This window comes from Pseudoxanthomonas suwonensis, from assembly GCF_000972865.1.
Classification (GTDB): Bacteria; Pseudomonadota; Gammaproteobacteria; order Xanthomonadales; family Xanthomonadaceae; genus Pseudoxanthomonas; species Pseudoxanthomonas suwonensis_B.
Genome location: NZ_CP011144.1, coordinates 3,637,134 through 3,662,129 on the forward strand (window position 1 = coordinate 3,637,134; position 24,996 = coordinate 3,662,129).

General features: G+C 71.5%; 24 protein-coding genes and 1 other RNA gene. 16 read left to right on the forward strand and 9 right to left on the reverse strand.

Annotated elements, in window-relative coordinates; all coding sequences use genetic code 11:
- Nucleotides 1-15 precede the first annotated feature (15 nt).
- From WQ53_RS15015 to WQ53_RS15025, 3 genes are all read left to right on the forward strand, one after another.
- On the forward strand, nt 16-750 hold the full coding sequence (locus tag WQ53_RS15015) for an SDR family oxidoreductase (protein WP_052633510.1): 735 nt from the start codon (nt 16-18) through the stop codon (nt 748-750).
- Entirely contained in the window at nt 744-2,189 is a 1,446-nt protein-coding gene (locus WQ53_RS15020; protein ID WP_052633511.1) for an efflux transporter outer membrane subunit, read from the forward strand. The genes WQ53_RS15015 and WQ53_RS15020 overlap by 7 nt, the downstream gene beginning before the upstream one ends.
- A 61-nt stretch (nt 2,190-2,250) precedes the next feature.
- Nucleotides 2,251-2,730, forward strand: coding sequence for an MgtC/SapB family protein (locus tag WQ53_RS15025; RefSeq protein ID WP_052633512.1), 480 nt, complete (start codon nt 2,251-2,253; stop codon nt 2,728-2,730).
- A gap of 16 nt (nt 2,731-2,746) precedes the next feature.
- On the opposite strand, the gene WQ53_RS15030 is transcribed toward WQ53_RS15025, so the two are convergent.
- Entirely contained in the window at nt 2,747-2,983 is a 237-nt protein-coding gene (locus WQ53_RS15030) for a hypothetical protein (protein WP_052633513.1), read from the reverse strand.
- Nucleotides 2,984-3,162: 179 nt separating this feature from the next.
- Here WQ53_RS15030 and ssrA point away from each other — a divergent pair.
- Nucleotides 3,163-3,517: a transfer-messenger RNA gene (gene ssrA / locus WQ53_RS16475) on the forward strand.
- Between the two features lie 63 nt (nt 3,518-3,580).
- Here ssrA and WQ53_RS15035 read toward each other — a convergent pair.
- Nucleotides 3,581-3,793: a hypothetical protein gene (locus WQ53_RS15035; RefSeq protein ID WP_052633514.1), complete on the reverse strand. Its 213-nt coding sequence runs from the start codon at nt 3,791-3,793 to the stop codon at nt 3,581-3,583.
- A gap of 282 nt (nt 3,794-4,075) precedes the next feature.
- Nucleotides 4,076-4,591: an SsrA-binding protein SmpB gene (gene smpB, locus WQ53_RS15040; RefSeq protein WP_052633515.1), complete on the reverse strand. Its 516-nt coding sequence runs from the start codon at nt 4,589-4,591 to the stop codon at nt 4,076-4,078.
- A gap of 45 nt (nt 4,592-4,636) precedes the next feature.
- Between smpB and WQ53_RS15045 the strand changes: the two genes are divergently transcribed.
- Both WQ53_RS15045 and WQ53_RS15050 read left to right on the forward strand, forming a co-directional pair.
- The gene (locus WQ53_RS15045; protein ID WP_052633516.1) at nt 4,637-5,065 is read left to right on the forward strand and encodes a type II toxin-antitoxin system RatA family toxin; all 429 of its coding nucleotides are present in this window, start codon (nt 4,637-4,639) and stop codon (nt 5,063-5,065) included.
- Nucleotides 5,062-5,334, forward strand: coding sequence for an RnfH family protein (locus WQ53_RS15050; RefSeq protein WP_052633517.1), 273 nt, complete (start codon nt 5,062-5,064; stop codon nt 5,332-5,334). The genes WQ53_RS15045 and WQ53_RS15050 overlap by 4 nt, the downstream gene beginning before the upstream one ends.
- Nucleotides 5,335-5,340: 6 nt before the next feature.
- Here the strand turns inward: WQ53_RS15050 and WQ53_RS15055 are convergent, their stop codons facing one another.
- Complete coding sequence (locus WQ53_RS15055; protein ID WP_052633518.1) at nt 5,341-5,745, reverse strand: outer membrane protein assembly factor BamE; 405 nt, start codon at nt 5,743-5,745, stop codon at nt 5,341-5,343.
- 117 nt (nt 5,746-5,862) lie between these two features.
- On the opposite strand from WQ53_RS15055, the gene fur reads away from it, so the two are divergent.
- Complete coding sequence (gene fur, locus WQ53_RS15060; protein ID WP_052633519.1) at nt 5,863-6,270, forward strand: ferric iron uptake transcriptional regulator; 408 nt, start codon at nt 5,863-5,865, stop codon at nt 6,268-6,270.
- Nucleotides 6,271-6,435: 165 nt separating this feature from the next.
- Here fur and recN read toward each other — a convergent pair whose 3' ends face one another.
- Nucleotides 6,436-8,184 (reverse strand): DNA repair protein RecN, encoded by a 1,749-nt coding sequence (recN, locus tag WQ53_RS15065; RefSeq protein ID WP_052633520.1) that lies wholly within the window; start codon nt 8,182-8,184, stop codon nt 6,436-6,438.
- Nucleotides 8,185-8,392: 208 nt separating this feature from the next.
- Here recN and hrcA point away from each other — a divergent pair, with 208 nt between their 5' ends.
- From hrcA to WQ53_RS15095, 6 genes are all read left to right on the forward strand, one after another.
- The gene (hrcA, locus tag WQ53_RS15070) at nt 8,393-9,454 is read left to right on the forward strand and encodes a heat-inducible transcriptional repressor HrcA (protein WP_052633521.1); all 1,062 of its coding nucleotides are present in this window, start codon (nt 8,393-8,395) and stop codon (nt 9,452-9,454) included.
- Nucleotides 9,455-9,587: 133 nt separating this feature from the next.
- Nucleotides 9,588-10,100, forward strand: a complete 513-nt coding sequence (gene grpE, locus WQ53_RS15075; protein ID WP_052633522.1) for a nucleotide exchange factor GrpE — start codon at nt 9,588-9,590, stop codon at nt 10,098-10,100.
- Between the two features lie 111 nt (nt 10,101-10,211).
- Nucleotides 10,212-12,137, forward strand: a complete 1,926-nt coding sequence (gene dnaK, locus WQ53_RS15080) for a molecular chaperone DnaK (RefSeq protein WP_052633523.1) — start codon at nt 10,212-10,214, stop codon at nt 12,135-12,137.
- A 101-nt stretch (nt 12,138-12,238) separates the two neighbouring features.
- On the forward strand, nt 12,239-13,363 hold the full coding sequence (dnaJ, locus tag WQ53_RS15085; RefSeq protein WP_052633524.1) for a molecular chaperone DnaJ: 1,125 nt from the start codon (nt 12,239-12,241) through the stop codon (nt 13,361-13,363).
- A gap of 827 nt (nt 13,364-14,190) precedes the next feature.
- Entirely contained in the window at nt 14,191-15,099 is a 909-nt protein-coding gene (pdxY, locus tag WQ53_RS15090) for a pyridoxal kinase (protein ID WP_052633525.1), read from the forward strand.
- 2 nt (nt 15,100-15,101) lie between these two features.
- Nucleotides 15,102-16,232 carry a prephenate dehydrogenase gene (locus WQ53_RS15095; protein ID WP_052633526.1) on the forward strand — a complete coding sequence of 377 codons (1,131 nt, stop codon included), beginning with the start codon at nt 15,102-15,104 and terminating at the stop codon, nt 16,230-16,232.
- A gap of 8 nt (nt 16,233-16,240) precedes the next feature.
- Here WQ53_RS15095 and WQ53_RS15100 read toward each other — a convergent pair whose 3' ends face one another.
- On the reverse strand, nt 16,241-16,432 hold the full coding sequence (locus WQ53_RS15100) for a hypothetical protein (protein ID WP_052633527.1): 192 nt from the start codon (nt 16,430-16,432) through the stop codon (nt 16,241-16,243).
- A 165-nt stretch (nt 16,433-16,597) separates the two neighbouring features.
- Here WQ53_RS15100 and WQ53_RS15105 point away from each other — a divergent pair, with 165 nt between their 5' ends.
- The 3 genes from WQ53_RS15105 (at nt 16,598) to WQ53_RS15115 (ending at nt 19,117) form a co-directional block, all read left to right on the forward strand.
- Entirely contained in the window at nt 16,598-17,095 is a 498-nt protein-coding gene (locus WQ53_RS15105) for a nuclear transport factor 2 family protein (protein WP_144409342.1), read from the forward strand.
- Between the two features lie 92 nt (nt 17,096-17,187).
- Nucleotides 17,188-18,387 carry a PLP-dependent aminotransferase family protein gene (locus WQ53_RS15110; RefSeq protein ID WP_052633529.1) on the forward strand — a complete coding sequence of 400 codons (1,200 nt, stop codon included), beginning with the start codon at nt 17,188-17,190 and terminating at the stop codon, nt 18,385-18,387.
- Between the two features lie 31 nt (nt 18,388-18,418).
- On the forward strand, nt 18,419-19,117 hold the full coding sequence (locus tag WQ53_RS15115) for an MOSC domain-containing protein (RefSeq protein ID WP_052633530.1): 699 nt from the start codon (nt 18,419-18,421) through the stop codon (nt 19,115-19,117).
- 313 nt (nt 19,118-19,430) lie between these two features.
- Here the strand turns inward: WQ53_RS15115 and WQ53_RS15120 are convergent, their stop codons facing one another.
- Genes WQ53_RS15120 through WQ53_RS15130 form a run of 3 tightly spaced genes read right to left on the reverse strand, consistent with a single transcriptional unit; the run spans nt 19,431 to nt 24,984 of the window.
- A complete protein-coding gene (locus WQ53_RS15120) occupies nt 19,431-22,010 on the reverse strand; it encodes a sensor domain-containing protein (protein ID WP_052633531.1) in 2,580 nt (859 codons plus the stop codon).
- Complete coding sequence (locus WQ53_RS15125; protein ID WP_052633532.1) at nt 22,007-22,900, reverse strand: hydroxymethylglutaryl-CoA lyase; 894 nt, start codon at nt 22,898-22,900, stop codon at nt 22,007-22,009. The genes WQ53_RS15120 and WQ53_RS15125 overlap by 4 nt, the downstream gene beginning before the upstream one ends.
- Nucleotides 22,897-24,984 carry an acetyl/propionyl/methylcrotonyl-CoA carboxylase subunit alpha gene (locus WQ53_RS15130; protein WP_052633533.1) on the reverse strand — a complete coding sequence of 696 codons (2,088 nt, stop codon included), beginning with the start codon at nt 24,982-24,984 and terminating at the stop codon, nt 22,897-22,899. The genes WQ53_RS15125 and WQ53_RS15130 overlap by 4 nt, the downstream gene beginning before the upstream one ends.
- Nucleotides 24,985-24,996: the final 12 nt, after the last annotated feature.

Consider the following 24,996-nt stretch of genomic DNA (forward strand, 5'->3'; position numbering starts at 1 on the left):
CCAAGGATTCCCATCATGAATGCATCCCAGAAGATCGCGCTGGTCACCGGCGCCACCCGCGGCATCGGCCGCGAGACCGTGCGCCAGCTGGCCGAGGCCGGCGTCCACGTGCTGCTGGCCGGCCGCAACCGCGACCGGGCCGTCGCAGCCGCGCTGGAACTGCAGGCCCTGGGCCTGCCGGTCGAGGCCATCGCCCTGGACGTCACCGACGAGGCCGCGATCGCGGCGGCCGTGCAGGAGGTCGAGCGTCGCCACGGCCGGCTCGATATCCTGGTCAACAACGCCGGCGTCCTGCTCGACGAGATCGGCAAGCCAGTCTCGGCGCAGTCGCTGGACACCTGGCGCCGGACCTTCGACACCAACCTGTTCGGACTGATCGCGGTCACCCAGGCCTTCCTGCCGCTGCTGCACCGCTCGCCGGCCGGGCGCATCGTCAACGTGTCGAGCCTGCTCGGATCGCTGACCTTGCACAGCGATCCGTCCTCGCCGATCTACGACTTCAAGCTGCCGGCCTACAACGTCTCCAAGAGCGCGGTGAACGCCTGGACCGTGCAGCTGGCCTGGGAACTGCGCGACAGCCGGATCAAGGTCAACACCCTGCATCCGGGCTATGTGAAGACCGACATGAACGCCGGCGAAGGCGAGATCGTCGTTGCCGACGGCGCGCGCACCAGCGTCAGCCTGGCGCTGACTGGCGAGGACGGTCCGCAGGGTGGCTTCTTCCATTTCGACCAGGTGCTGCCATGGTGACGCGTCCGCTCGTGCTCGCGCTGTCCGCCGCGCTGCTGTCCGCCTGCGCGGTCGGCCCCGACTACCGGGCCGCGGCACCGGCGCCGGTAGAGCTGCGCAACGCCACGGCGCCCGGCGTGTTCGCGGCCGATTCGCCGGTGGCCGGATGGTGGCGGCAGTTCGACGACCCGGTGCTCGATCGGCTGGTCGGCGATGCGCTGGTGGCCAACCCGGACCTGCGCATCGCGGTGACCCGGGTGCAGGCGGCGCGGGCGGTGTTCGTGGAGCGGCGGCTGGAACCGTGGCCGCACGTGAGCGCCGGTGCCGACCAGGTCCGCACCCGGCAGCCGTCGGCCGACGCCGGCGGCGCGCGCGTCACCACCGAGGACTACAGCCTCGGCTTCGACGCGGCCTGGGAGCTGGACCTGTTCGGCCGGCTGCGGCGCGGCGCGGAAGCCGCCCGCGCCGACCTCGAAGCCGAGCGGGCGGGCCTGGAGGACGCACAGGTGAGCGTTGCCGCCGAGGTGGCACGCAACTACTTCCTGCTGCGCGGCGCGCAGAAGCGGATCGCGGTCGCCGCCCGGACCCTGGACAACCTGCACGAGACCCAGCGCCTGACCGAAGTGCGGCGCGAACTGGGTGCCGGCAGCGAACTGGACGTGCAGAGCAGCCGCACGCGGATCAAAGCGATCGAGGCCGACATCCCGCTGCTGGAAACCGCGGAAGCGCGCGCCCGTCATCGGCTCGCGGTGCTGCTGGGCCTGCGGCCCGGCGCGCTCGACGCGCAGCTGGCGCCGCGCGAAACGCCGGCCTATGCACGCGCGCTGCCGCTGGGCGACACCCGCGAACTGCTGCGCCAGCGGCCGGACGTGCGCCTGGCCGAACGCCGCCTGGCCGCGGCCACCGCGCGGGTCGGCGTGGCCACCGCCGACCTGTTCCCGCGGATCAGCATCCGCGGCTTCGCCGGCTTCGTGTCCGGTGATTTCGGCGGCCTGGTCGCCGGCGCCAACGAGGCCTGGTCGCTGGCGCCGTCGATCAGCTGGGCCGCGTTCGACCTGGGCAGCGTGCGCGCGCGCCTGCGCGCCACCGAGGCCAACGCCGACGGCGTGGCGGTCGCCTACGAGAAGGCGGTGCTGGCCGCGCTCGAGGATGCCGAGAACTCGCTGCTGGACTATGCCCGCCGCCAGGAGCGCCTGCGCATCGTGGTCGAGCAGGCAGCGGCCGCGCGCCGCGCCGAGCAGCTGGCCCGGATCGGCTACCGCGAGGGCGCGGCCGACTTCCTGACCCTGCTCGATGCGCAGCGCACCCAGCTTGCCGCCGACGATGCGCTGGCCGACGCCGAGGCGGCGGTGAACATCGCGGCGGTGGCGGTCTACAAGGCGCTCGGTGGGGCAGGTGCCGACCCGGGAGGCGGCGTGGCGGGCCTCGCGTCGACCGGGCTTGGGTCGCCTGCGCGCTGAAGGGCCCGCGCTGGCGGCCCCTTTCACGGCGCCTGCGCGGGGCTTCGCCCATGTTGCGGCCATGGACTGGATCGAAGAGTTGCGGATATTGCCCGCCGTGCTCTACGCGATGGCGCTGGGCGGCGCCATCGGCTTCGAACGCGAACTGAAGGACCGGCCGGCCGGCTTCCGCACGCACATGCTGGTGGCCGGCACCGCGGCGCTGCTGCTGGGGCTGAGCCGGATGGTGCTGGAGGACAGCCACTACAGCGGCATCGGCCTGCAGATCGATCCGCTGCGCCTGGTCGAGGCGGTGGTGGCCGGCGTGGCATTCATCGGCGCCGGCACCATCTTCGCCAGCCGCCGCGGCGAGGGCGTGCAGGGCATCACCACGGCCGCCTCGCTGCTGACCGTGGCCGCAATCGGGATCACGGTGGGCTTCCGCTACTACCTGTTGGCGTTGGTCATCACCTTGCTGACCCTGGCCGTGCTGACCGTGTTGCGGGTGCTGGAACGGCGGGCGGTGCGCAAGGCGGAGCCGGGCGGCGATGGCGGCCGTTGACGGTCCCGCCTGTCGCTCACACGCGGTCCTCGATGCCCTCGACCCCGGCATGCGTGGCGCAATGCGCGCAGCAGAAGAAGCGGCCATCGTGCTCGGCGCCGTGGCCGACGATCCGGCAGCCGCAGTGCTCGCAGGTCGGGGCCACGGCATGGATCGCGCATTCGAACGAATCGTAGGTGCCGCGGGTGCCGTCGGCCTGGATCAGCTGGAAGGCCTTGTCGTAGTCGTTTCCGCAGACGTCGCAGCGGGGCATGGCGCGCTCCTTGGGCTCGGGGAAGGCCCGATTGCAGCGCAGGCGGCGTGAACGCAGGGCGAGGCCGGGGCGAGGGATGCATGAACGGTCGCCCGGTCCGGTCGCGCCCGCGCCTTGTGGCGGGGTGGGAGCGTCCCTACACTGGCTGCGTCTGGCGAGATGCTTCGCCCGAAGTTTCCGGGGGTGTCCTGGTTTCGACGGGGGTCGCGAAATCGACTGGCGCATGCCGAGGGGGCAGCTTTCCTCGTTAATCCAGCGGCAAAACTCATAGTTGCCAACGACGACAACTACGCTCTGGCCGCTTAAGGCCTAGCCCCGAACCCACTTGTGCCTGTGCTCGTGGATGTAGGGTCATCATCACAGGATCGTCGGAGGTGGTTGCCTGTCAGCCTTCGATCAACACAAAGCAGGCTGGTCCTTGGGCGCGCTTCGCACACCGTGCTGCCCCGGGACGAGACTCAACGGTGAGCTAAGCATGTAGTGCCGGAGATGGAGTGCCTTCGGACGGCGGTTCGACTCCGCCCACCTCCACCAATCAGCCGCAAACGAAAAGGCCGGGATCGCTCCCGGCCTTTCCGTTTTCCGCGCATCCGACGATCAGGGGAAGGAGGCGACCAGTTCGAGTTCGCCGGCGTCGTTCTCGGCCTCGATCCGGGTCGGGATGAAGCGCAGGCCGGCGCGCGAGTCGGCGATGACGCGGGCTATCTGCATGGCCTGCTCGCGTTCGAGGAACCAGAACGAGGGCGTGCCGTTGTCGATCAGCCGCCAGCCGCCATGGGATCCGACCAGTTGCAGGATGCTGAGCGACATAGGAGGACTTCCGCGAAGGGGCTCCCCGGCCCGGCTTCCTGCCGGCGACCTTGTCCATTGCAGAGCGGTTCCGTACCGGGCGGTGCAAGCCGTTCTGCCGGGGCGGAGACAGATTGCCGGCAGGACGGGTCCGGGCACAGTCAGGCCAAGGCCTGCTGTCGTGTAGGAATTTTCCTACCTTCGCGTGGCCCCCGCCTCACGGCGGACGTCCCGGGCGTGGGAATCCAGGTCCGCAGCGGGGGCCCCGGCCAGCCGGGGCGCCCGTGGCGCCAACCGTCGCGGTCAGGCGTCCTTGTTGTGCCGGCGCATCGCGCGCTGCTTCTCGCGCTGCCAGTCGCGTTCCTTGGCGGTGTCGCGCTTGTCGTGTTCCTTCTTGCCCTTGGCCAGCGCGATCTCGAGCTTGATCTTGTTCCTGCTCCAGTACAGCGCGGTCGGCACCAGGGTGTAGCCGTCGCGCTGCACGCGGCCGATGAGCTTGTCGATCTCGTGGCGGTGCAGCAGCAGCTTGCGGGTGCGGCGGTCGTTGGCGATGACGTGGGTGGAGGCCTGGATCAGCGGGGTGATCTGGGCGCCGACCAGGTAGATCTCGCCGTCCTCGACGTAGGCGTAGCCGTCGGTGAGGTTGGCGCGGCCGGCGCGGATCGCCTTCACTTCCCAGCCCTGCAGCGCCAGTCCGGCCTCTACGCGGTCGATCAGGTGATATTCGTGGCGCGCGCGCTTGTTCAGGGCGATGGTGCGGTTGGCCGGCTCGGCCTTCGCCTTGGCCTTTGCCTTATCATGGGCCGGTTGCTTGCTCATCCCGCCATTGTCGCCCAATCCGGGCGTCCGGACACACGCCGCCGCATGCCCAGCATCCATCGCAGCGCCCTGGTCGGGCATTCGGCGACCCGCATGTACGACCTGGTCAACGACGTGGCCGCCTATCCGCGGCGCTTTGGCTGGTGCGAGCAGGCGCAGGTGCTGGAGCAGGACGGCACGCGGATGCTGGCGCGGCTGGACCTGGGGTTGGGTTCGCTGCGCACCTGGTTCACCACCGAGAACCGGCTGGAGCGGCCGCACCGCATCGACATGCAGCTGCGCGACGGCCCGTTCCGCAAGCTGCACGGTGTGTGGGACTTCCATGCGCTGGACGAGTCGGCGTGCAAGGTCTCGCTGACCCTGGAGTTCGAGCCGAAGTCGCGGCTGCTGGTGCCGGTGCTCACCCTGGGATTCCAGGGGCTGGCCGACCGGATGGTCGACGATTTCGTGCGCGTGGCCGACCGCGGGGAATGAACGCGCTGCGGGTGCAGGTGGTGCTGGCCTGGCCGCACCGGTTCCTAGAGCGGGACCTGGTGCTGGAGGAGGGCGCCACCGTCGCCGACGCGGTGCGGCAGGCGGCGCTGGGGCACGCGGACGAGATCGCCGGCTATGCCGTGTTCGGGATCGCCGCCGAGCCGTCCACGCCCTTGCGGGACGGCGACCGGGTAGAGCTGCTCAGGCCGCTGCAGGCCGATCCCAAGGACGCCAGGCGCCGGCGCGCGCAGCGCCAGCGCGGTGGGTAAGGTCGCTCAGCGGCGGCCCTTCTTGTCCTTGTCCTTGGCCAGGTTCGGGCCGAACTGGCGGTAGGACTTCTGCGACAGCTCCAGGTCCTGCTCGGGGAAGTAGTCGCCTTCCCAGCGCACCAGGGCGTCGTTCTCGAAGTATAGGGTGAGCGTCTTCATCTGGGTGTCGCCGTGGCGGTTGGTGCGCTCACTGGCGGCATAGTCCCAGCGCTGCGCGTGGAACGGATCGGCGACCGAGGGCGTGCCCAGCAGCCCGGCGACCTGCTGCTTGCTCAGGCCGGGCCGGAGCTGGTCCACCGCTTCCTTCTCCATCAGGTTGCCCTGGTAGATCGGCTGCTTGTAGAGCACGCCGCAACCGGCGACGGCGAGCGAAAGGGGGGCGATCAGCAGCAGGCGGCGGAAGCTGGGCATTGCGGGCACGCGGGACGGAAAGTGGGCCGATGATACACTCCCGGCGCGCCCTGGCGCCCGTCGCATGGCGGCTGGCGGTAAACCGGCAGTGAACGGAGCGGAGGAACGGAGAAGGCCATGGAATCGAACGATCTGCGCCGCGTCGGCTTGAAGGTGACCCATCCGCGGATGCGCATCCTCGAGCTGCTGGAGGAGAAGCAGCCGCAGCATCACCTCACCGCCGAGGACATCTACCGCCGCCTGCTCGACCACGGCGACGAGATCGGCCTGGCCACGGTGTACCGGGTACTGACCCAGTTCGAGGCGGCCGGGCTGGTGATCAAGCACAACTTCGAGGGCGGCCAGGCGATGTACGAGCTGGACCGCGGCGGCCACCACGACCACATGGTCGACGTGGACACCGGCAAGATCATCGAGTTCGAGAGCCCGGAGATCGAGAAGCTGCAGCGCGAGATCGCCACCAAGCACGGCTACGAGCTGGAAGAGCACTCGCTGGTGCTGTACGTGCGCAAGAAGCGCCGCTGAATCCTTCCGGCGGCCGCTGCGCTGCCGATTGCCCCGGTACTCGCGGGAAGCTCTAGACAATGTCGTCGTTCCCGCGAAGGCGGGAACCCAGCGACTTTGGCTTTCAAGGGCTTGAAGTCACTGGGTTCCCGCCTTCGCGGGAATGACGAGCAAATTCACCTTTACCTAGCGCGAACGGGCGCCGCTACGCCGCGCCGGCCGGGCCGCCGCATCCTGCCCGGCATCGCCGTTGTTGGCCGCATCGGCCGCCACCGCCTCGTCCAGCAGCCGCCGCGCGGCGGCATGGGCTTCCGCGCCGACTTCCACACCGCCGAGCATCCGCGCCAGTTCGCGCTCGCGGCCGGCGTCGTCCAGCAGTTCGACCGCGCTGCGGGTGATGCCTTCCACCGGCGCCTTGCTGACCCGGTAATGGGCGTGGCCCTGCGCGGCGACCTGCGGCAGGTGGGTCACGCACAGCACCTGGCGGGAGGCGCCCAGGGCGCGCAACTTGCGGCCGACGATTTCCGCCACCGCGCCGCCGATGCCCGAGTCGACCTCGTCGAAGACCATGGTCGGCACCGCGTCCGAGCCCAGCGCTGCGACCTCGATGGCCAGCGATATCCGCGACAGTTCGCCGCCGGAGGCGACCTTGCGCAGCGGCCGCGGCGGCTGGCCGGCGTTGGCGGCGACCAGGAACTCCACCCGCTCGGCACCATTGGGGTCGGGGCGGCCGCCCTCGACCGGTTCCAGTTCGACCAGAAAACGGCCGCCGTCCATGCCCAGTTCGGCGATCAGCGCAGTGGTGGCCGCGGCCAGCGCGCCGCCGGCGGCGCGGCGGGTGGCGCTGAGCGCGGCGGCGGCGGCCTGCCAGGCCTGGGAGGCGACCGCGATTTCGCCGTCCAGCCGGTCCAGGCGTTCGCCGGCGCCGCGCAGCGTGGCCAGTTCGGCGGCGACGCGGTCACGGTGCGCGGCCAGCTCGACCGGGGCCAAGCGATGTTTGCGCGCCAGGTCGTGGATCCGGCCCAGGCGCCGCTCCAGCTCGTCCAGGCGCGCCGGGTCCAGCTCCAGGTCGTCGCGGATGCGGCCGACCAGGGCCAGCGCCTCCTCGATCTGCACGCTGGCGCCTTCCAGGAGTCCGTCGGCCTCGGCCAGGCGCGGCTCGTGCTCGGCGGCACGGGCCAGGGCGGCGCGGGCCTGCTGCAGCTGGCGGGCCAGCGATGGCGCGTCCTCGCCGCCGAGGCGGGCGAGGGCGTCGTCGCAGGCGGCGATCAGGCCGGCGGCGTTGGCCTGGCGGCGGTGCGCGGCATCCAGCGCGGCCAGCGCCTCCGGGTCCAGGTCCTCGCGCTCCAGTTCGGCCAGCTGGTGCTCCAGCCAGCCGATCCGGTCGGAGACATCGCCCTGCGCCTGCAGCCGCTCGCGCTCGGCCAGCAGCGCCTGCCAGGCGGTGGCGGCGGCGCGCACCGCGGCCCGCTCGGCGTCGTTGCCGGCGTGGCCGTCGAGCAGGGCGAGCTGGCTGGCGCGCGAGAGGAGCGACTGGTGTTCGTGCTGGCCGTGGATCTCCACCAGCAGGCTGGCCAGTTCGGCGAGCTGGGCCAGGGTCACCGGTCGGCCGTTGATCCAGGCGCGCGAACCGCCGTCGGCGCGGATCACCCGGCGCAGCTGGCACTGGCCGTCCTCGTCCAGTTCGTTCTCGCGCAGCCAGCCCTGCGCAAAGGAATTGCCGGCCAGGTCGAAGCCGGCCGCCAGCTCGGCGCGCTCGCTGCCGTGGCGGACCACGCCGCTGTCGGCGCGCAGTCCGGACAGGAAGCCCAGCGCGTCGACCAGCAGCGACTTGCCGGCGCCGGTCTCGCCCGAGATCACGGTCATGCCCGGACCGAATTCCAGCTCGGTGGCGCGGACGACGGCGAAGTCCTTGAGGGCGAGGTGGGTCAGCATGGGCGCATTGTAGGGGGCGGCGGCACACGTGGATGCTGCAGGCCCGTAGTCGCACCCCGCGCGACGGGGTAGGGAAGAGCGAACCCCCGCAACTTCGCCGTGATGACGGCTCCAAGAAGTGGCCTGTCCGAGGGCAGCACCACCCGCTGCGACACCTTCCCGCAAGCCGGCGCTTGCGGCGCGGCCGGCCGGCCGCTATCTATTCGACATGACCGTCCCCGCCACGCCCCTGGATCCCCGCGCCCGCCAGCTGCTGCGCACCCTGATCGGCCGCTACATCCGCGACGGCGAGCCGGTCGGCTCGCAGACCCTGGCCCGCCACGCCGGGCTGGACGTGAGCCCGGCCACGATCCGCAACATCCTCGCCGACCTGGAGGACAGCGGCCTGCTCAGCTCGCCGCACACCTCGGCCGGGCGGATACCGACCGCGCAGGGCTACCGGGTGTTCGTCGACAGCCTGCTGCAGGTCAAGTCGCTGGGCGAACGCGAGGTGGCGCGGTTGCGCGCCGAACTGACCGCCGGCGCCGGCACCCAGGCGCTGCTGGGCAACGCCTCGGAGCTGCTGTCGGCGATGACCCACTTCGTCGGCGTGGTCAGCGCGCCGCGGCGCGAGCAGTTCGCCTTCCGCCAGATCGACTTCGTGCCGCTGGGCGGGAGGCGGGTGATGGCGATCGTGGTGTTCGCCGACGGCGAGGTGCAGAACCGGGTGGTCGAGCCGCAGCGCCCGTTCGAGCCGGCCGAGCTGGAGCGGGTGGCCAATTACCTCAACGCCCACTGCGCCGGGCGCCCGCTGGCGCAGATCCGCGCGACCCTGCTGCACGAGCTGCGCCAGGCCCGCGACGAGATGGAACTGCTGCTGGCGCAGTCGGTGGAGCTGGCCGAACAGGCGCTGGAGCCGCCGGGCGACGACATGGTCCTGGCCGGGCAGACCCGGCTGATGGGCCTGCAGGACCTGTCGGACGTGGAGCGGCTGCGCGAGCTGTTCGAGGCCTTCGCCCGCAAGCGCGAGATCCTGCAGCTGCTCGAGCGCACCCAGCGCGCGCCGGGGGTGCGCATCTTCATCGGCGAGGAGACCGGGCTGGCGCCGCTGGACGGGGTCTCGCTGGTCACCGCCCCCTACGGCGCCGGTGGCCAGGTGCTGGGCGTGCTCGGGGTGATCGGCCCGACCCGGATGGCCTACGACCGGGTCATTCCCGTGGTCCAGGCCGCCGCCGACGTCCTCGGCGCGGCGCTGCAGCCGCCTGGGCAGGGTGGTCAGCCCCCGGCCTGATCGTGCCCCGCTCCGGCGTCGCGCCCCGCGTGTCGTCCCGGGTCCGGGATCGCTCCGCGACTTGAATCGCTCCGCCAGGGCCCCCATTGGGGCGGGGATGGGCGGCCGGGAGTGCCGCCACGGAGCCGATTGCATGACCCAGAACGACATCCCGACCCCCGACCAGGACGCCGAGGCTACCCTCGAGTCGCAGCTGCGCGACGAGATCGAGGCCCTGCGCGGCGAGATCGAGCAACTGCGGGCCGACTCCCTGCGCGAGCGCGCCGACCTGGAGAACCAGCGCAAGCGCGTGGCCCGCGACGTCGAGCAGGCCCGCCGGTTCGCCAACGAGCGCCTGCTCGGCGAGCTGCTGCCGGTGTTCGACAGCCTCGACGCGGGCCTGGCCGCGGCCGGCGACCAGACCGGTCCGCTGAAGGACGGGATGGAACTGACCTACCGCCAGCTGCTCAAGGTCGCCGCCGACAACGGCCTGGCCGTGGTCGACCCGGTCGGCCAGCCGTTCAACCCCGAGCACCACCAGGCCATCAGCCAGGCCGACCCGGCCGGCGCGGCGCCGGGCAGCGTGCTGCAGGTGTTCCAGAAGGGCTACCTGCTCAACGACCGCCTGCTGCGCCCGGCGCTGGTGGTGGTCGCGCGCCACGACTGAACATTTCTCGGCCCGCCTGGACGCCCACTTGAACGGCGCCAGCGGGTCCCTATCTAGCAAGCAAGGCCACCGCGTCACCGGCCACATCCATTCCCGAGGGAGCACACATTCATGAGCAAGATCATCGGCATCGACCTGGGCACGACCAATTCGTGCGTGGCGATCATGGAGGGCGGCAAGGCCCGCGTGATCGAGAACGCCGAGGGCGACCGCACCACGCCGTCGATCGTGGCCTACACCAAGGACGGCGAGGTCCTGGTCGGCGCGCCGGCCAAGCGCCAGGCGGTGACCAACCCGAAGAACACCTTCTACGCGGTCAAGCGCCTGATCGGCCGCAAGTTCACCGATGCCGAGGTCAAGAAGGACCTGGACCTGGTGCCGTACGGCATCCTCGCCCACGACAACGGCGACGCCTGGGTCGAGACCAGCGACGGCCGCAAGATGGCCCCGCAGGAGATCTCGGCCAAGGTGCTGGAGAAGATGAAGAAGACCGCCGAGGCCTTCCTGGGCGAGACCGTCACCGAGGCGGTGATCACCGTGCCGGCGTACTTCAACGACAGCCAGCGCCAGGCGACCAAGGACGCCGGCCGCATCGCCGGCCTGGACGTCAAGCGCATCATCAACGAGCCCACCGCCGCGGCGCTGGCCTACGGCCTGGACAAGGCCGGCGGCGACCGCAAGATCGTGGTCTACGACCTGGGCGGCGGCACCTTCGACGTGTCGATCATCGAGATCGCCTCGGTCGACGGCGAGAAGCAGTTCGAGGTGCTGGCCACCAACGGCGACACCTTCCTCGGCGGCGAGGACTTCGACGCGCGCGTGATCGACTACCTGGTCGAGGAGTTCCAGAAGGACCAGGGCATCGACCTGCGCAAGGACCCGCTGGCGCTGCAGCGCCTGAAGGACGCGGCCGAGCGCGCCAAGATCGAGCTGTCCAGCGCGCAGCAGACCGAAGTCAACCTGCCGTACATCACCGCCGACGCGTCGGGCCCGAAGCACCTGACCATCAAGCTGACCCGGGCCAAGCTGGAAGCCCTGGTCGACGACCTGGTCAAGAAGACCATCGAGCCGTGCCGGATCGCGCTGAAGGACGCCGGCCTGCGCGCCAGCGACATCGGCGAGGTGATCCTGGTCGGCGGCCAGACCCGCATGCCCAAGGTGCAGGCCGCGGTGGCCGAGTTCTTCGGCAAGGAGCCGCGCAAGGACGTCAACCCGGACGAGGCCGTGGCGCTGGGCGCGGCGGTGCAGGGCGGCGTGCTGGCCGGCGACGTCAAGGACGTGCTGCTGCTGGACGTGACCCCGCTGAGCCTGGGCATCGAGACCCTGGGCGGCGTGTTCACCAAGATCATCGAGAAGAACACCACGATACCGACCAAGGCCTCGCAGGTGTTCTCCACCGCCGAGGACAACCAGTCCGCGGTGACGGTGCACGTGCTGCAGGGCGAGCGCGAGCAGGCCCGCTTCAACAAGTCGCTGGCCAAGTTCGACCTGACCGGGATCGATGCGGCGCCGCGTGGCATGCCGCAGGTGGAGGTGTCGTTCGACATCGACGCCAACGGCATCGTCCACGTCACCGCCAAGGACAAGAAGACCGGCAAGGAGCAGAAGGTCGAGATCAAGGCCGGCTCGGGCCTGTCGGACGACGAGATCCAGCGGATGGTCGCCGACGCCGAGGCGCACCGCGAGGAGGACAAGAAGTTCCACGAGCTGGTGCAGGCGCGCAACCAGGCCGATGCCCTGGTCCACGCCACCCGCAGCGCGGTCACCGAGCACGGCAGCAAGGTGCCGGGCGACGTGATCGGCCGCGTGGAAGGCGCCATCGCCGAGCTGGAGACGGCGATGAAGAACGACGACAAGGCGCAGATCGAAGCCAAGAGCAAGGCGCTGGAGGAGGCCGGGCAGTCGCTGTACGCGGCCGCCGCGGCGGCCGCCCAGCCGGGCGGCGATGCCGGCGCAGCCGAGGGTGCTCCGGGCGGTGCGCAGGACGACGTGGTCGACGCCGAGTTCACCGAAGTCAAGGACGACGACAAGAAGTAAGCCGCGCGGGCGCGAAGGCGCCGGCGGTCATGCAGCCCGCGCCGTCGACGACGGCGCGGGCTGTTCCATGCAGGTGAGCCGATGATGGACTGCGATCCGAGATGAGCAAGCGCGATTACTACGAAGTGTTGGGCGTGGCCCGCAACGCCAGCGACGAAGACCTGAAGAAGGCCTATCGCCGCTGCGCGATGAAGCACCACCCGGACCGCAACCCGGGCGACCACGCTGCCGAGGCTGCGTTCAAGGAGTGCAAGGAGGCCTACGAGGTCCTGTCCGACGGCGGCAAGCGGCGCGCCTATGACGCCCATGGCCATGCCGCGTTCGAGCACGGCATGGGCGGGGGCGGCGGTCCCGGCCCGGACATGGGCGACATCTTCGGCGACATCTTCGGGACCATCTTCGGCGGTGCAGGTGGCGGTCGCGCGGCGCGGCGCGGTGCCGACATCGGCTATGTGATGGAACTGGACCTGGAAGAGGCGGTCGCCGGGGTCGAGAAGCGCATCGAGATCCCGACTCTGGCCGAGTGCGGCAGTTGCAGGGGCAGCGGCTCGGAGGACGGCAAGGTCGAGACCTGCAATACCTGCCACGGGCGCGGCCAGGTGCGTTTCCAGCGCGGCATCTTCACCATGCAGCAGGCCTGCCCGGAATGCGGCGGCCGCGGCCAGGTGGTGCGCAATCCGTGCAAGGACTGCCACGGCGCCGGCCGGATCGAGGACGAGAAGGTCCTGTCGGTGAAGATTCCCGCCGGCGTGGACAGCGGCGACCGCATCCGCCTGACCGGCGAGGGCGAGGCCGGCCCGCCCGGCACCCCGCCGGGCGACCTGTACGTGGAAGTGCGGGTGCGCGAGCACGAGATCTTCCGCCGCGACGGTGACGACTTGCACTGCGACGTGCCGATCCGCATTTCGCAGGCCGCGCTGGGCGATACGGTCAACGTGCCCACGCTCGACGGCGAGGCGGAGATCCGGATCCCGGCCGAGACCCAGGCCGGGAAGGTGTTCCGCCTGCGCGGCAAGGGCGTCAAGTCGGTGCGCAGCCGCGGTCCCGGCGACCTGTACTGCCGCGTCGTGGTCGAGACGCCGGTCAACCTCACCGCCGAGCAGCGCGAGTTGCTGGAACGGTTCGAGGCGACCTTCACCGGCGAGGAGGCCCGCCGGCATTCGCCGCGTTCGGCCACGTTCCTGGACGGGGTCAAGTCGTTCTTCGGGCGGATCACCTCGCCCTGATCGGTTCGCGGCCCGCGCAGTTGGCGCGGGTCTGCACCGTTCGGCGAGGACGGGCGGAGGCTTTTTTTGGTTCTTGGCCCATTCGAGGGAATGGGCCGCGACGGCAAGAGGCACCCGCAAGAGCGCCTGGAGTGGCCGGCTTCGGGCTGAGCCGCGGCAGTGCGGGTGTGTTGCGGTCGTCTCGACGGCACATCCATGTGCCGACTCGCCGACGCGGCCATCCTTGGCCGCTGCCGCAACACACCCGCACTGTCACGTCTTCGGGAACTTTGGGGTCGTGGCTCCGTTCCGGTGTCCAGAAGCAACCGCCGCCGCCGCGCTGTTCTGTAGGAGCCGCGTTTGCCCGCGACGCGACGCCATCGGCACAGGCGACATCTTCGTGATCCCGACGCCCGTGTCGCCGACTGAAGTCAGCTCCTACAGGAGAGCAGCCGCGCCGCGGCTGTTGTAGGAGCCGGGTTCAGCCGGCGACACGACGACCTCGGCACAGGCGACGCCCTCATGGTTCCGACGCCCGTGTCGCCAGTAAGCTGCGCTCCTACAGGAAGCTCGGAATCATCGGACGGCGACCCCGGCCGAAGCTGGCGCTCTTGCTCCAAGCGGCCATCAGCGACGGCGGCCCACCGAAGCCGACGCCTGTGGTCCGTGACAACGTTTGCTGCTGCCCCAGGATCCGTGCGGTCTTCCCTGGAGGTGGGTGAAGAACCTTTTGCCTGGACATGCAAACAACCCGACGGAATCAGCCTATTTCCGTTGCACCTGAAACGCTGCGCGCCGGCCGCGGGGCGACGCGCTAGCATGCGTGGCCCGCAGCCTCGGCCGAGCGAATGAGCGACGCGCTGGAAAGCCATCTGGTCCACGAACGCCGCAACCGGCCGCCGGGCCCGTCGCCGGTGGACCTGGTCTCGGTGCAGTCGCAGCTGGCCTACGGCTACGCCGGCAACAGCGCCGCGGTGCCGGTGCTGCGCATGCTCGGCGTGCGCGTGGCCGAGGTGCCGACCACGCTGCTCAGCAACACCCCGTTCTATGCAACGTTGCGCGGCCGCGTGCTGCCGGCCGACTGGCTGGCCGACCTATTGCGCGGGCTGGACGAGCGCGGCGTGACCGAGCGCGTGCCGATGCTGCTGTCGGGCTACTTCGGCAGCGTCGCCAACGGCGAGGCCTTCGCCGACTGGCTGGAGGCCCACCATCGGGCCGGTACCGCGCCGCGCTACCTGCTCGACCCGGTGATCGGCGACACCCACACCGGCGCCTACGTCGAGCGCGGGCTGGAGGCGGTGTTCGCCGACCGGCTGCTGCCGCTGGCGTGGATGGTCGCGCCCAATGCATTCGAACTGGAGCGGCTCGCCGGCCGGCCCGCGCTGCGCGAGGCCGATGCGCTGGACGCGGCGCGCGCGTTGCTGGCGCGCGGCCCGCAGTGGGTGCTCGCCCACAGCGTGGCCGGCGAGGGCGACGGACTGGTGACACTGCTGGTCGGCCGTGCCGGCGCCTGGCGGCTGCAGTCGCCGCGCCTGGACCTGGACGTGGCCGGCACCGGCGACGTGCTGGCGGCGCTGCTGGCCGCGTTCCTGCTGCGCGGCGAGCCGCCGCACCGCGCGGCCGAGCGCGCGCTGGCCGGCGTGCATGCGGCGCTGGAGTCCACCCTCGCCAACGGCTGGGAAGAGCTGGACGTGCAGGCCGCGCCGGCGGCGGCGCTGGCCGACGGCCCGCCACGCTTCCCGGCGGTGGCGTTTTGAGCGTGCACGCGTCCGCGCCGGCGGCATGGCCGGCGATCGGCCTGGTCGGCAGCGCCGGTGCGTACGGCGTCTGGTTGCGGCGCTTCTTCGAGCAGCGCATGGGCCTGCGCGTGCTCGGCCACGATCCGGCCGACGCCGCCAGCGACCCGCCCGAGCAGCTGCTGGAGGACGCCGACGTACTGGTGTTCGCCGCGCCGATCCGGCAGACCCCGGCGCTGATCGCGCAGTACGTGGCGCAGTCGGCCGGACGCGAACGCGGCCGGCTGTGGCTGGACATCACATCGCTCAAGCAGGCGCCGGTGGCGGCAATGCTGGCCTCGCAGGCCGAGGTGGTCGGCCTGCATCCGATGACCGCGCCGCTGAAGACGCCGACCCTCAAGGGCCGGGTGGTGGTGGTGTGCGAGGAACGCCTGGACGCCTGGCGGCCATGGCTGCAGCAGCTGCTGGACGCGCTGCAGGGCGAGTACGTGCGCACCACGCCGGCGCACCACGACCGGGTGATGGCACTGGTGCAGGCGATGGTGCATGCCAGCCACCTGGGCCAGGCGGGCGTGCTGCGCAGCTTCGCCGGCGAACTGGGCGGGCCAGCGGCGCTGATGCCCTATCGATCGATCGCGTTCGAGATGGACGCGGCAGTGATCGCGCGGATCCTCTCGCTCAACCCCGAGATCTACGAGGACATCCAGTTCGGCAACCCGCACGCGGCCGAGGTGCTCGACCGCCTGGCCGGCGAGATCGCACGCCTGCGCGCGCTGGTCGGGCGCGGCGACGACGCGGCCCGCGCCGAGTTCCGCGAGCACTTCCTGCATGGCAACCGCGAGGCCTGGGGCGGGGCGGCGGTCGCCGACGGCAGCTACACCTTCGAGCGGGTCGGCTACCTGCTGGCCGACCTCACCGAGACCCGGCGCCTGAGCGTGCACCTGCCGGAGGACCGTGCCGGCTCGCTGCGCGCGCTGCTGCACGTGTTCGAGCGCCACGGCATCAGCCTGTCCTCGATCCATTCCTCGCGCACCCCGGCCGGCGAGGTGCATTTCCGCATCGGCTTCGATTCCGGCGCCGACGTCGATGCGCTGCGCGCCGCCGCCGGGGAGATCGACCGCAGCGGCCTGGGACGCGTGATCGAACTGCCCTGAAGCGCCGCTCAGTCCGCGGTCAGCACCAGGGTGGCGTCGGCGTTGGTGAAGCGGTCGTCCTTGCGCTGCAGGCGCTGGCCGTCGGCCAGTTCGTAGCGCAGCGTCGGCTTGCCGTCAGCGTCGGCGCTGGCGTCGTGGAACTCGAGGATGATGTAGGCGTTGCCGTCGTTGCCGGTGGCGGGAAACTGGCGGAAGGACATGGAAACCTCCTGGGGCGTGGTGCGTCGCGCGGCTTGTGGCCGGTTCCGATTGTTTCCGCGATGCGGTAAGCAAGTGTTGAATCGGTGTGAAAGTTTGGTAGCCGCGCCGCGGCCACGGCGGCTAGACTCGGCCAGGACGCAGGGAGCGTCGCAGGGGGAAGCCGGATGCGGATGTTGCTGTTGCTGCTGGCGCTGCTGTCGGTCGCCGGCGTCTATTTCCTCGGTGGCAACCGGATCAGCCAGGTCCACGTGGAAAGCCTGTACGCGGCCAGCCAGCAGGCCTTCCACTCACTGGACCACGAGGCGCTGTGCGCGATGCTCGACCGCGATTTCGAGCAGCGGCTGACCCTGCACGTGGGCGGCCAGCGCTCGTACGAAACGCTGGGCAAGCAGGACTACTGCGAAGCGCAGGAGGAGATCCTCGGCGCCCTGCGCCAGCTCGGCCCGTTGCCCAACGGCCGCCGGCTGGTGGACCACCGGTACACCCTGACCCGCATCAGCATCGCGCCAGGCGGCCGCAGCGCCACCGTCGAAACGCGCGCGACTAGCGCGATCCCCGGCATCCACTCGACCGAGCGCAGCACCGACACCCTGGTCCGGCGCCGCTGGAAGACGCGCGTGGTGCGCAGCGAGGGCACGGCCTGGGTCGGACCGGCGGGTTGAGCCGCGCCGGAAAGCGTTTCCGGGGGCGGTCGCGGGCGCCAGTACGGCCGGGCACGGTGGGGCGAGCGGTGCCGAGCCGGTAGACTAGGCGCATGACGACCCAATACACCCTGTCCCGCCGCGCCCAGGCGCTCACCAGTTCGGCCATCCGCGAGATCCTCAAGGTCACCGAACGTCCCGAAGTCACCTCCTTCGCCGGCGGCCTGCCGTCCCCGGCCACCTTCCCGGTCGAGCGCATGCGCCAGGCCACCGAGAAGGTCCTGCGCGAGGCGCCGGAGGCGGCGCTGCAGTACGGCCCGACCGAGGGTTTCACCCCCCTGCGCGAGTGGATCGCCGACCGCCTCAGCCGGGGCGGCGCGCGCATCCCGGCCTCGCGCGTGCTGATCACCACCGGCTCGCAGCAGGGCCTGGACCTGCTGGGCAAGGTGCTGATCGACGAGGGCAGCAAGGTGCTGGTGGAGACCCCCAGCTATCTCGGCGCGCTGCAGGCGTTCTCGTTGTTCGCGCCGCAGTTCGGCTCGCTGCCCAGCGACGAGCAGGGCATCGTCACCGATGCGCTGACGCCCGAGCAGCTGGCCGGCGCCCGCTTCCTGTACTGCCTGCCCAACTTCCAGAACCCGACCGGCCGGCGCATGCCGCTGGAGCGACGCCAGGCGCTGGTCGCGCTGGCCGACGCGGCCGGCGTGCCGCTGGTCGAGGACGATCCGTACGGCGAGCTGTCCTACGGTGGCGAGGCGCTGCCGAGCCTGCTGTCTATGAACCCGGACGGAGTGATCTACATGGGCTCGTTCTCCAAGGTGCTGGCCCCGGGCCTGCGCCTGGGTTACGTGGTCGCGCCCGAGCACGTGCACGCGAAGATGGTCCAGGCCAAGCAGGCCGCCGACCTGCACACCCCGTCGTTCTCGCAGCGGATCGTGTACGAGGCGCTGCAGGACGGCTTCATCGACCGGCACATCCCGGAGATCCGCACCCTGTACGCGGCGCAGTGCCAGCGCATGCTGGCGGCACTGGAGCGCGAGTTCCCGGCACAGGTGAAGTGGAACCGCCCCGAGGGCGGCATGTTCATCTGGGTCGACCTGCCCGGGGGCATCGACAGCGGCGCGCTGCTGGCCAAGGCGATCGAGCGCAACGTGGCGTTCGTGCCGGGCGCGCCGTTCTATGCGGTCGATCCGAAGGAGAACACGCTGCGGCTGTCGTTCGTCACCGTGCCGGGCGAGAAGATCGATGCCGGGGTGAAGGTGCTGGGCGAACTGATCAAGGCCGAGATCGCCGCGCTGCCGGCGGCGGCCTGAGCGGCGGGTCCTGGGTGACGGGCGCCGCGCGATGACGCCGCGCCTGTCGGCCACCGTCGAGGCGGTGCTGACCGGCCGGGTGGTCGACTACACCCGGCCCGGCAGCCGCAGCGCAATCGCCAAGCGGGCGGTCGAGGGCCCGGTGGCGGTCGGATCCGACGGCCTGGCCGGCGACGAGCAGGGCGACCGCCGGGTGCACGGCGGTCCGGACAAGGCGATCCACCACTATCCGCGCGACCACTATGTGGCCTGGCGGGCCGAGGTCGGCCCGCATCCGCTGCTGCGGGAGCCCGGCGCCTTCGGCGAGAACATCAGCACCGCCGGCGTGACCGAAGCCGACCTGTGCCTGGGCGATCGCCTGCGCCTGGGCAGCGCGCGGGTGGAGGTGTCTCAGGCGCGACAGCCGTGCTGGAAGCTGTCGGACCGCTTCGGCATCGCCGACATGGCGCGCCGGGTCCAGGACAGTGGCCGCAGCGGCTGGTACTACCGCGTGCTGGAACCGGGCACGGTGCAGGCCGGCGATGCGCTGGTCCTGCTCGAACGCCCACATCCGGACTGGCCGCTGCCGCGGCTGGCCGAACTGCTCTACCGGCGCACGCTGGACCGCGACGAGCTGGCTGCGGCGCTGGCGCTGCCGCTGGTGCCGTCGTGGCGCAAGCTGTTCGAACGGCGGCTCGAGCAGGGCGATGCCGAAAGCTGGGAATCGCGGCTGGGCGGACCGGCACGCTGATGCCGGGGCTTCCTGTGTGTAGGAGCGGGCATGACCGCGACACGGGCGTCGGAGCCATGAGGGCGTTGCCTGGGCCGACGGCGTCGCGTCGCGGTCATGCCCGCTCCTACAAGAAGCACCCCTCTCCAGCCCGTCCGGCCCTCAGGCACCCCTCCGCATGCGGCGAAAGAGAGGGAGCAAAGCAGCGCCGATACGGTGGTGGCGTTTTGGGCAGGAGCCCAGCCTGTTGGCGACACCGGCGTCGGAGTATCGGGGCGGCCCCTGCGCCGACGGCGTCGTGTCGCCGGCAGCGATGCAGGACTAAGAGTGCGGCTCAGCCTGCCGGCCGCGTCCCGCTGTTCGCCAGCCGTCGCGCCAGTTCGTCCGGCGGCAGGCCCGGCGCGAACAGGAAACCCTGGCCGACCGGCACGCCCAGTTCCAGCAGGAAGCGACGCTGCGACTCCCGTTCCACGCCCTCGGCCACCAGGTCCAGGCCGAGGCTGCGCGCGATCGCGCCGACCGCCTCGCACACCGCCACGTCCGAGCGGTTCTCCGGCACGCCCTCGACGAACAGCTGGCTCAGCTTGAGCCCGTGGATCGGCAGCCGCCGCAGGTAGTTGAGCGCGCTGTAGCCCTCGCCGAAGTCGTCGATGGTCAGCACCACGCCCATCCGCCGCAGCTCGGCGAAGGTGCGCAGCGTGGCCGGCGCATCCTCGATCAGCACCCGCTCGGTGAACTCCAGCTCCAGCGCCGAGCCCGGCAGGTCGAATTCGCGCAGGGTCTCGGCCACCTTCACCGCCAGGTCCTCGGCGACGAACTGGCGGTAGGAGACGTTGATCGCCACGCGGACGAAATCCAGGCCCTGTTCCCGCCACTCGCGCACCTGGCGGCAGGCCTCGCGCAGCACCCAGTCGCCGATGCGGACGATGTCGCCGGTGGTCTCGGCATGGCTGATGAACAGGTCCGGGCGCAGTTCGCCCAGCTGGTGGCTCTGCCAGCGGATCAGCGCCTCGGCGGCGACGATGCCGCCGTGCCTCAGGTCGACCTGCGGCTGGTAGACCAGGCGGAACTCGGAATTGTCCAGCGCGCGCCGCAGCTGGGTCTCGATCTGCAGCCGGTCCTGCTGCTTCTGCGCCAGGTCCGGGGTGAACACCTGCCAGCCATTGCGGCTGCGGCGCTTGCAGTCGTACATGGCGATGTCGGCACTCTGGATCAGCTGCTGCGGCCGGGTGCCGTCGGTCGGCGCGTAAGCAATACCGATGCTGGCGCTGATGGTGAACTCGTCCTCGCCGAACAGGAACGGGCGCGTCAGCGCCTGCAGCACTGCATCGGCCAGTTGCGGCGCGTGCGCGCGTTCGTTGCCGTCGCACAGCACCAGGAACTCGTCGCCGCCGAAGCGCGCGAGCAGGCCTTCGGTGCCGATCGCGTGGGCGATGCGCTGGCCGGTACGGACCAGCAGGTCGTCGCCGGCGGCGTGGCCGAGCACGTCGTTGACCGTCTTGAACCGGTCCAGGTCGATGTACAGCACCGCCACCTCGGCCTGCGCCGGCTCGCCCAGCCGCGCGTCCAGCTCGCCCAGGATCGCGTCGCGGTTGAGGATGCCGGTGAGCGGGTCGGTGCGCGCCTGGATCCGCAGGGTTTCCTCGGCCTGCTTGCGCTCGGTGATGTCCTGCAGGGTGCCGGCGATGCGCGGCGAGACGTGGTTGCCGTGCTCGACCTCGCCGATCATGCGGATCCAGAACGCGTGGCCGTCGCCGCGCTGGCCCTGCAGTTCCAGGTCGAAGCCGGTGCGCTGGCCGAACTCGCGTTCCAGTGCGGCCTCCAGGCGGTGGCGGTCGCCGCTGCGCAGCCGCGCCAGCAGGTCGTCCATGGCGTGCGCGCCCGGCTCCAGGCCGACGATGCGCAGGGCTTCGCCGGTCAGGTACAGGCGCTGGCGGCCGCGGTCCCATTCCCAGCCGCCGATGTGCGCCAGCGACTGCGCGCGGTCGAACAGGGTGCTGTCGCGCTTGAGGTCGGTGATGTCGCTGAACAGCACGAACACGTGGTCGGCCTCGGCGCGGCCGGAGGAGAACACCGGCACGGTGGTCGCCGAGATCCAGACCATCCGGTCGCTGGGCCGGTGGTGCAGGCCGATGGTGGTGCTGGGGACGATCTGGCCGGTGCGCAGCGCGCGCTGCGGCGGCCACTGGTCCGCCGGTAGCACCCGGCCGTGCTCGTCGACGATGGTCCATTCCTCGGCATGCGAGCGCAGGTCGGCCTCCAGCCCGGCGCCGAGGATCCGGTGCGCGGCGGGGTTGGCTGACAGCAGGACGAAATTGCGGTCGAGCAGGATCACGCCCTTGTCGATCGACTCCATCAGCAGCCGGTAGCGCGACTCGGCCTGCCAGCGGCCGCTGAGGTCGCGGGCCACGGCGACGATGCAGCGGCGGCCGGCGTGCTCGAATCCGGCCGAGTGCACCTCGACCGGGAAGCGGCTGCCGTCGCCGCGCATGTTGGTGACCTCGATGACGTAGGTCTCGCCGCGGTTGAGCGTCTCCCACACCGGCATCAGGTGGTCCGGCGGCAGGTCCGGGTTGAGCGTCTCGATCGGCTGGCCGACGATGTCCTCGCGCGGCCGATGGTAGGCGCGGATACCGGCCTTGTTGAGGTCCAGGACGATGCCGGTCTCGCTGAGGATGCTGACCGGGTCCGGCACCGCGTCGAACAGGGCGTGGTAGCGCAGCCGCGCCGACTCGCCCTCGGCCAGCGCCTGGTGCAGGGCGTCGCGGGCCTGCTGCAGGAGCAGGCGCGTGGCGGCGGGCAGGGCGCGGTCGTGCAGGGCGTGCTCTTGCAGGGCTCGTTCCAGCGCGGCCAAAACCGCTTCCGGCTCCGCCTGCAGCACGGACTCGGAGACGGCCTGGCCGGCAGCGTTCATGCGGCCGCCAGCGCCCGCCCGACCTTGCTGCCGGTGGCCCGGCCGAGTTTCGCGGCCAGCCAGCGGCCGGTATCCGCCAGCGCCTCCAGCTCGATGCCGGTGTCGATGCCCATGCCGTGCAGCATATACACCAGGTCCTCGCTGGCAACATTGCCGCTGGCGCCCTTGGCGTAGGGGCAGCCGCCGGTGCCGGCCACCGCCGAGTCGGCCACCCGCACCCCGGCCTCGACGCAGGCGGCGACGTTGGCCACGGCCTGGCCCCAGGTATCGTGGAAATGCACCGCCAGCGCCGCCATCGGCACCTCGGCGGCGACCGCCAGCAGCATGTCGCGCGCCTGGCGCGGCGTGCCCACGCCGATGGTGTCGCCGAGCGAGACCTCGTAGCAGCCCAGGTCGTGCAGCCGGCGCGCGACCCGCACCACGTCGGCCAGCGGCACCGCGCCCTGGTAGGGGCAGCCGAGCACGGTGGAGACGTAGCCGCGCACGCGCACCCCGTCCTGCCTGGCCCGCGCCAGCACCGGCGCGAAGCGTTCGATCGATTCGTCGATCGAGGCGTTGGTGTTCCTGCGGTTGAACGCCTCGGACGCGGCGGTGAACACCGCCACCTCGTCGGCGCCGGCGGCGCGGGCGCGTTCGTAGCCCTGTTCGTTCGGCACCAGCACCGGGTACGCCACGCCGGGGCGGCGCTGGATGCCGGCCATCACCTCTGCCGCGTCGGCCAGCTGCGGCACCCACTTCGGGCTGACGAAGCTGGTCGCCTCGATGCTGCGCAGGCCGGTGGCCGAGAGCCGGTCGACCAGTTCGATCTTGTCGGCGGTGGCGACCATCGCCGGTTCGTTCTGCAGCCCGTCGCGCGGGCCGACCTCGACGATGCGGACGAAGTCGCTCATGCCTGCTCCGCCGACTCGCCCGCGGGCTCGACGGCAGGTTCGGCCGCGGCCACGACCGCGAGCACGGCGTCGGCCTCGACGAAGTCGCCGGCGGCCGCGCGCAGTTCGGCGAGCACGCCGTCGCGCGGGGCCCTAACCGTCAGTTCCATCTTCATCGCCTCCATCACCAGCAGCTCGGCGCCGGCGGCCACGACCTGCCCGGGGGCGGCCTTGACCAGCACCACCCGGCCCGGCATCGGCGCCAGCACGCGGCCGTCGCCGCCGGCGTCGTCGCCGCCTTCGGCGCGCTCGGCCGGCAGCAGGCGCAGCGGCAGGCGCCGCTGGCCGTCGTGCAGTTCGAGCAGGTCCCCGTCGAGGAAGGCCGCCAGCCGCCATCCCTGACCGTCGATACGCAGGTCGAGGATGCCGTCGGCCAGGCGCGCGCCGGCGACCGCGTGCTCGGTGCCGTCCACCGCGATCCGCCAGTCGCCGCCATGGCCGGTCGCGGCGGCCTCGTGGACCCGGCCGCCGGCCTGCAGGCGCAGCCGGCTCGGGGCGCGGCCGTGCAGGCGCCAGCCGTCGGCCACCGCCCATGGCGAATGCGGGTCGCCGCCGGCCGCATCGGCGGCGGCTTCGCCGGCCTGGCGGCGCAGGAGCAGGGCGGTGCAGGCGGCGGCCAGCAGCGGCGTGGACACCGGCGCATCGGCGTGGAGGAATTCGTCCAGGTGGCGGTCCAGGTAGCCGGTGTCGATCCGGCCCTCGACCACAGCCGGGTGCCGCGCCAGCGCCTCGAGGAAGGCCAGGTTGGTCTTGGGGCCGGCCACGTGGCACTGCGCCAGCGCCTCGCGCAGGCGCGCCAGCGCGTGCGGCCGGTCGCTGTCGTGGACGATCAGCTTGGCGATCATCGGGTCGTAGAACACGGTCACCGTGTCGCCGGCTTCCACCCCGGCGTCGATCCGGACCTGCGGCGACGGCGGTGGCAGTTCCAGCGCGCGCAGGGTGCCGGAGGCGGGCAGGAAGCCGGAGTCGGGATCCTCGGCGTACAGCCGCACCTCGATCGCGTGGCCGTGCTGCGGCACCTGTTCCTGGACCATCGGCAGCGGCTGCCCGGCGGCCACCTGCAGCTGCCATTCGACCAGGTCCAGGCCGGTGACCATCTCGGTGACCGGGTGTTCGACCTGGAGGCGGGTGTTGATCTCCATGAAGTAGAAGTGGCCGTCGCCGTCGACGATGAATTCGACGGTGCCGGCGTTGACGTAGCCGATCGCGCGCGCGGCGGTGACCGCGGCCTCGCCCATGGCCGCGCGCAACTCCGGGGTCAGGAACGGCGAGGGCGATTCCTCCAGCACCTTCTGGTAGCGGCGCTGCGCCGAGCATTCGCGCTCGTTGAGGTGGATGAGGTTGCCGTGCGCGTCGCCGAACACCTGCACTTCGATGTGCCGCGGCGAGGCGACGTAGCGCTCCAGCAGCACCCGGTCGCGGCCGAAGGCGTTGCTCGCCTCGCGCTGGCAGCTTTCCAGCGCCGGCACGAAGTCCTCCAGCCGGTGGACCACGCGCATGCCCTTGCCGCCGCCGCCGTGCGCGGCCTTGACCATCAGCGGAAAGCCGGTCCGCGCGGCCTCGCGCGAGAGCGTGGCCAGCGACTGGTCCTCGCCGTTGTAGCCGGGCACCACCGGCACGCCGGCCTGTGCCATCAGCTGCTTGGCGCCGGCCTTGCTGCCCATGCGCCGCATCGACTCGGCGCGCGGGCCGACGAACGCCAGTCCGGCCGCGGCCACCGCCTCGGCGAAGTCCGCGTTCTCGGACAGGAAGCCGTAGCCGGGATGGATCGCCTGCGCGCCGCTGTCCCGCGCCGCGCGGATCACCGCGTCGCCGCGCAGGTAGCTGTCGGCCGGCGCCGGGCCGCCGATGCAGTGCGCCTCGTCGGCCAGGCGCACGTGCAGCGCGCCGGCGTCGGCCTCCGAATACACCGCCACGCTGGCGATGCCCAGCCGGCGGCAGGTGCGGATGATGCGGCAGGCGATCTCGCCGCGGTTGGCGATCAGTATCTTGTCGAACGTGCCGGTATGGGGCGTGCCGGTCTGAAGCGTGCTTGTCTGGGGCATGCGAGTCTGCGA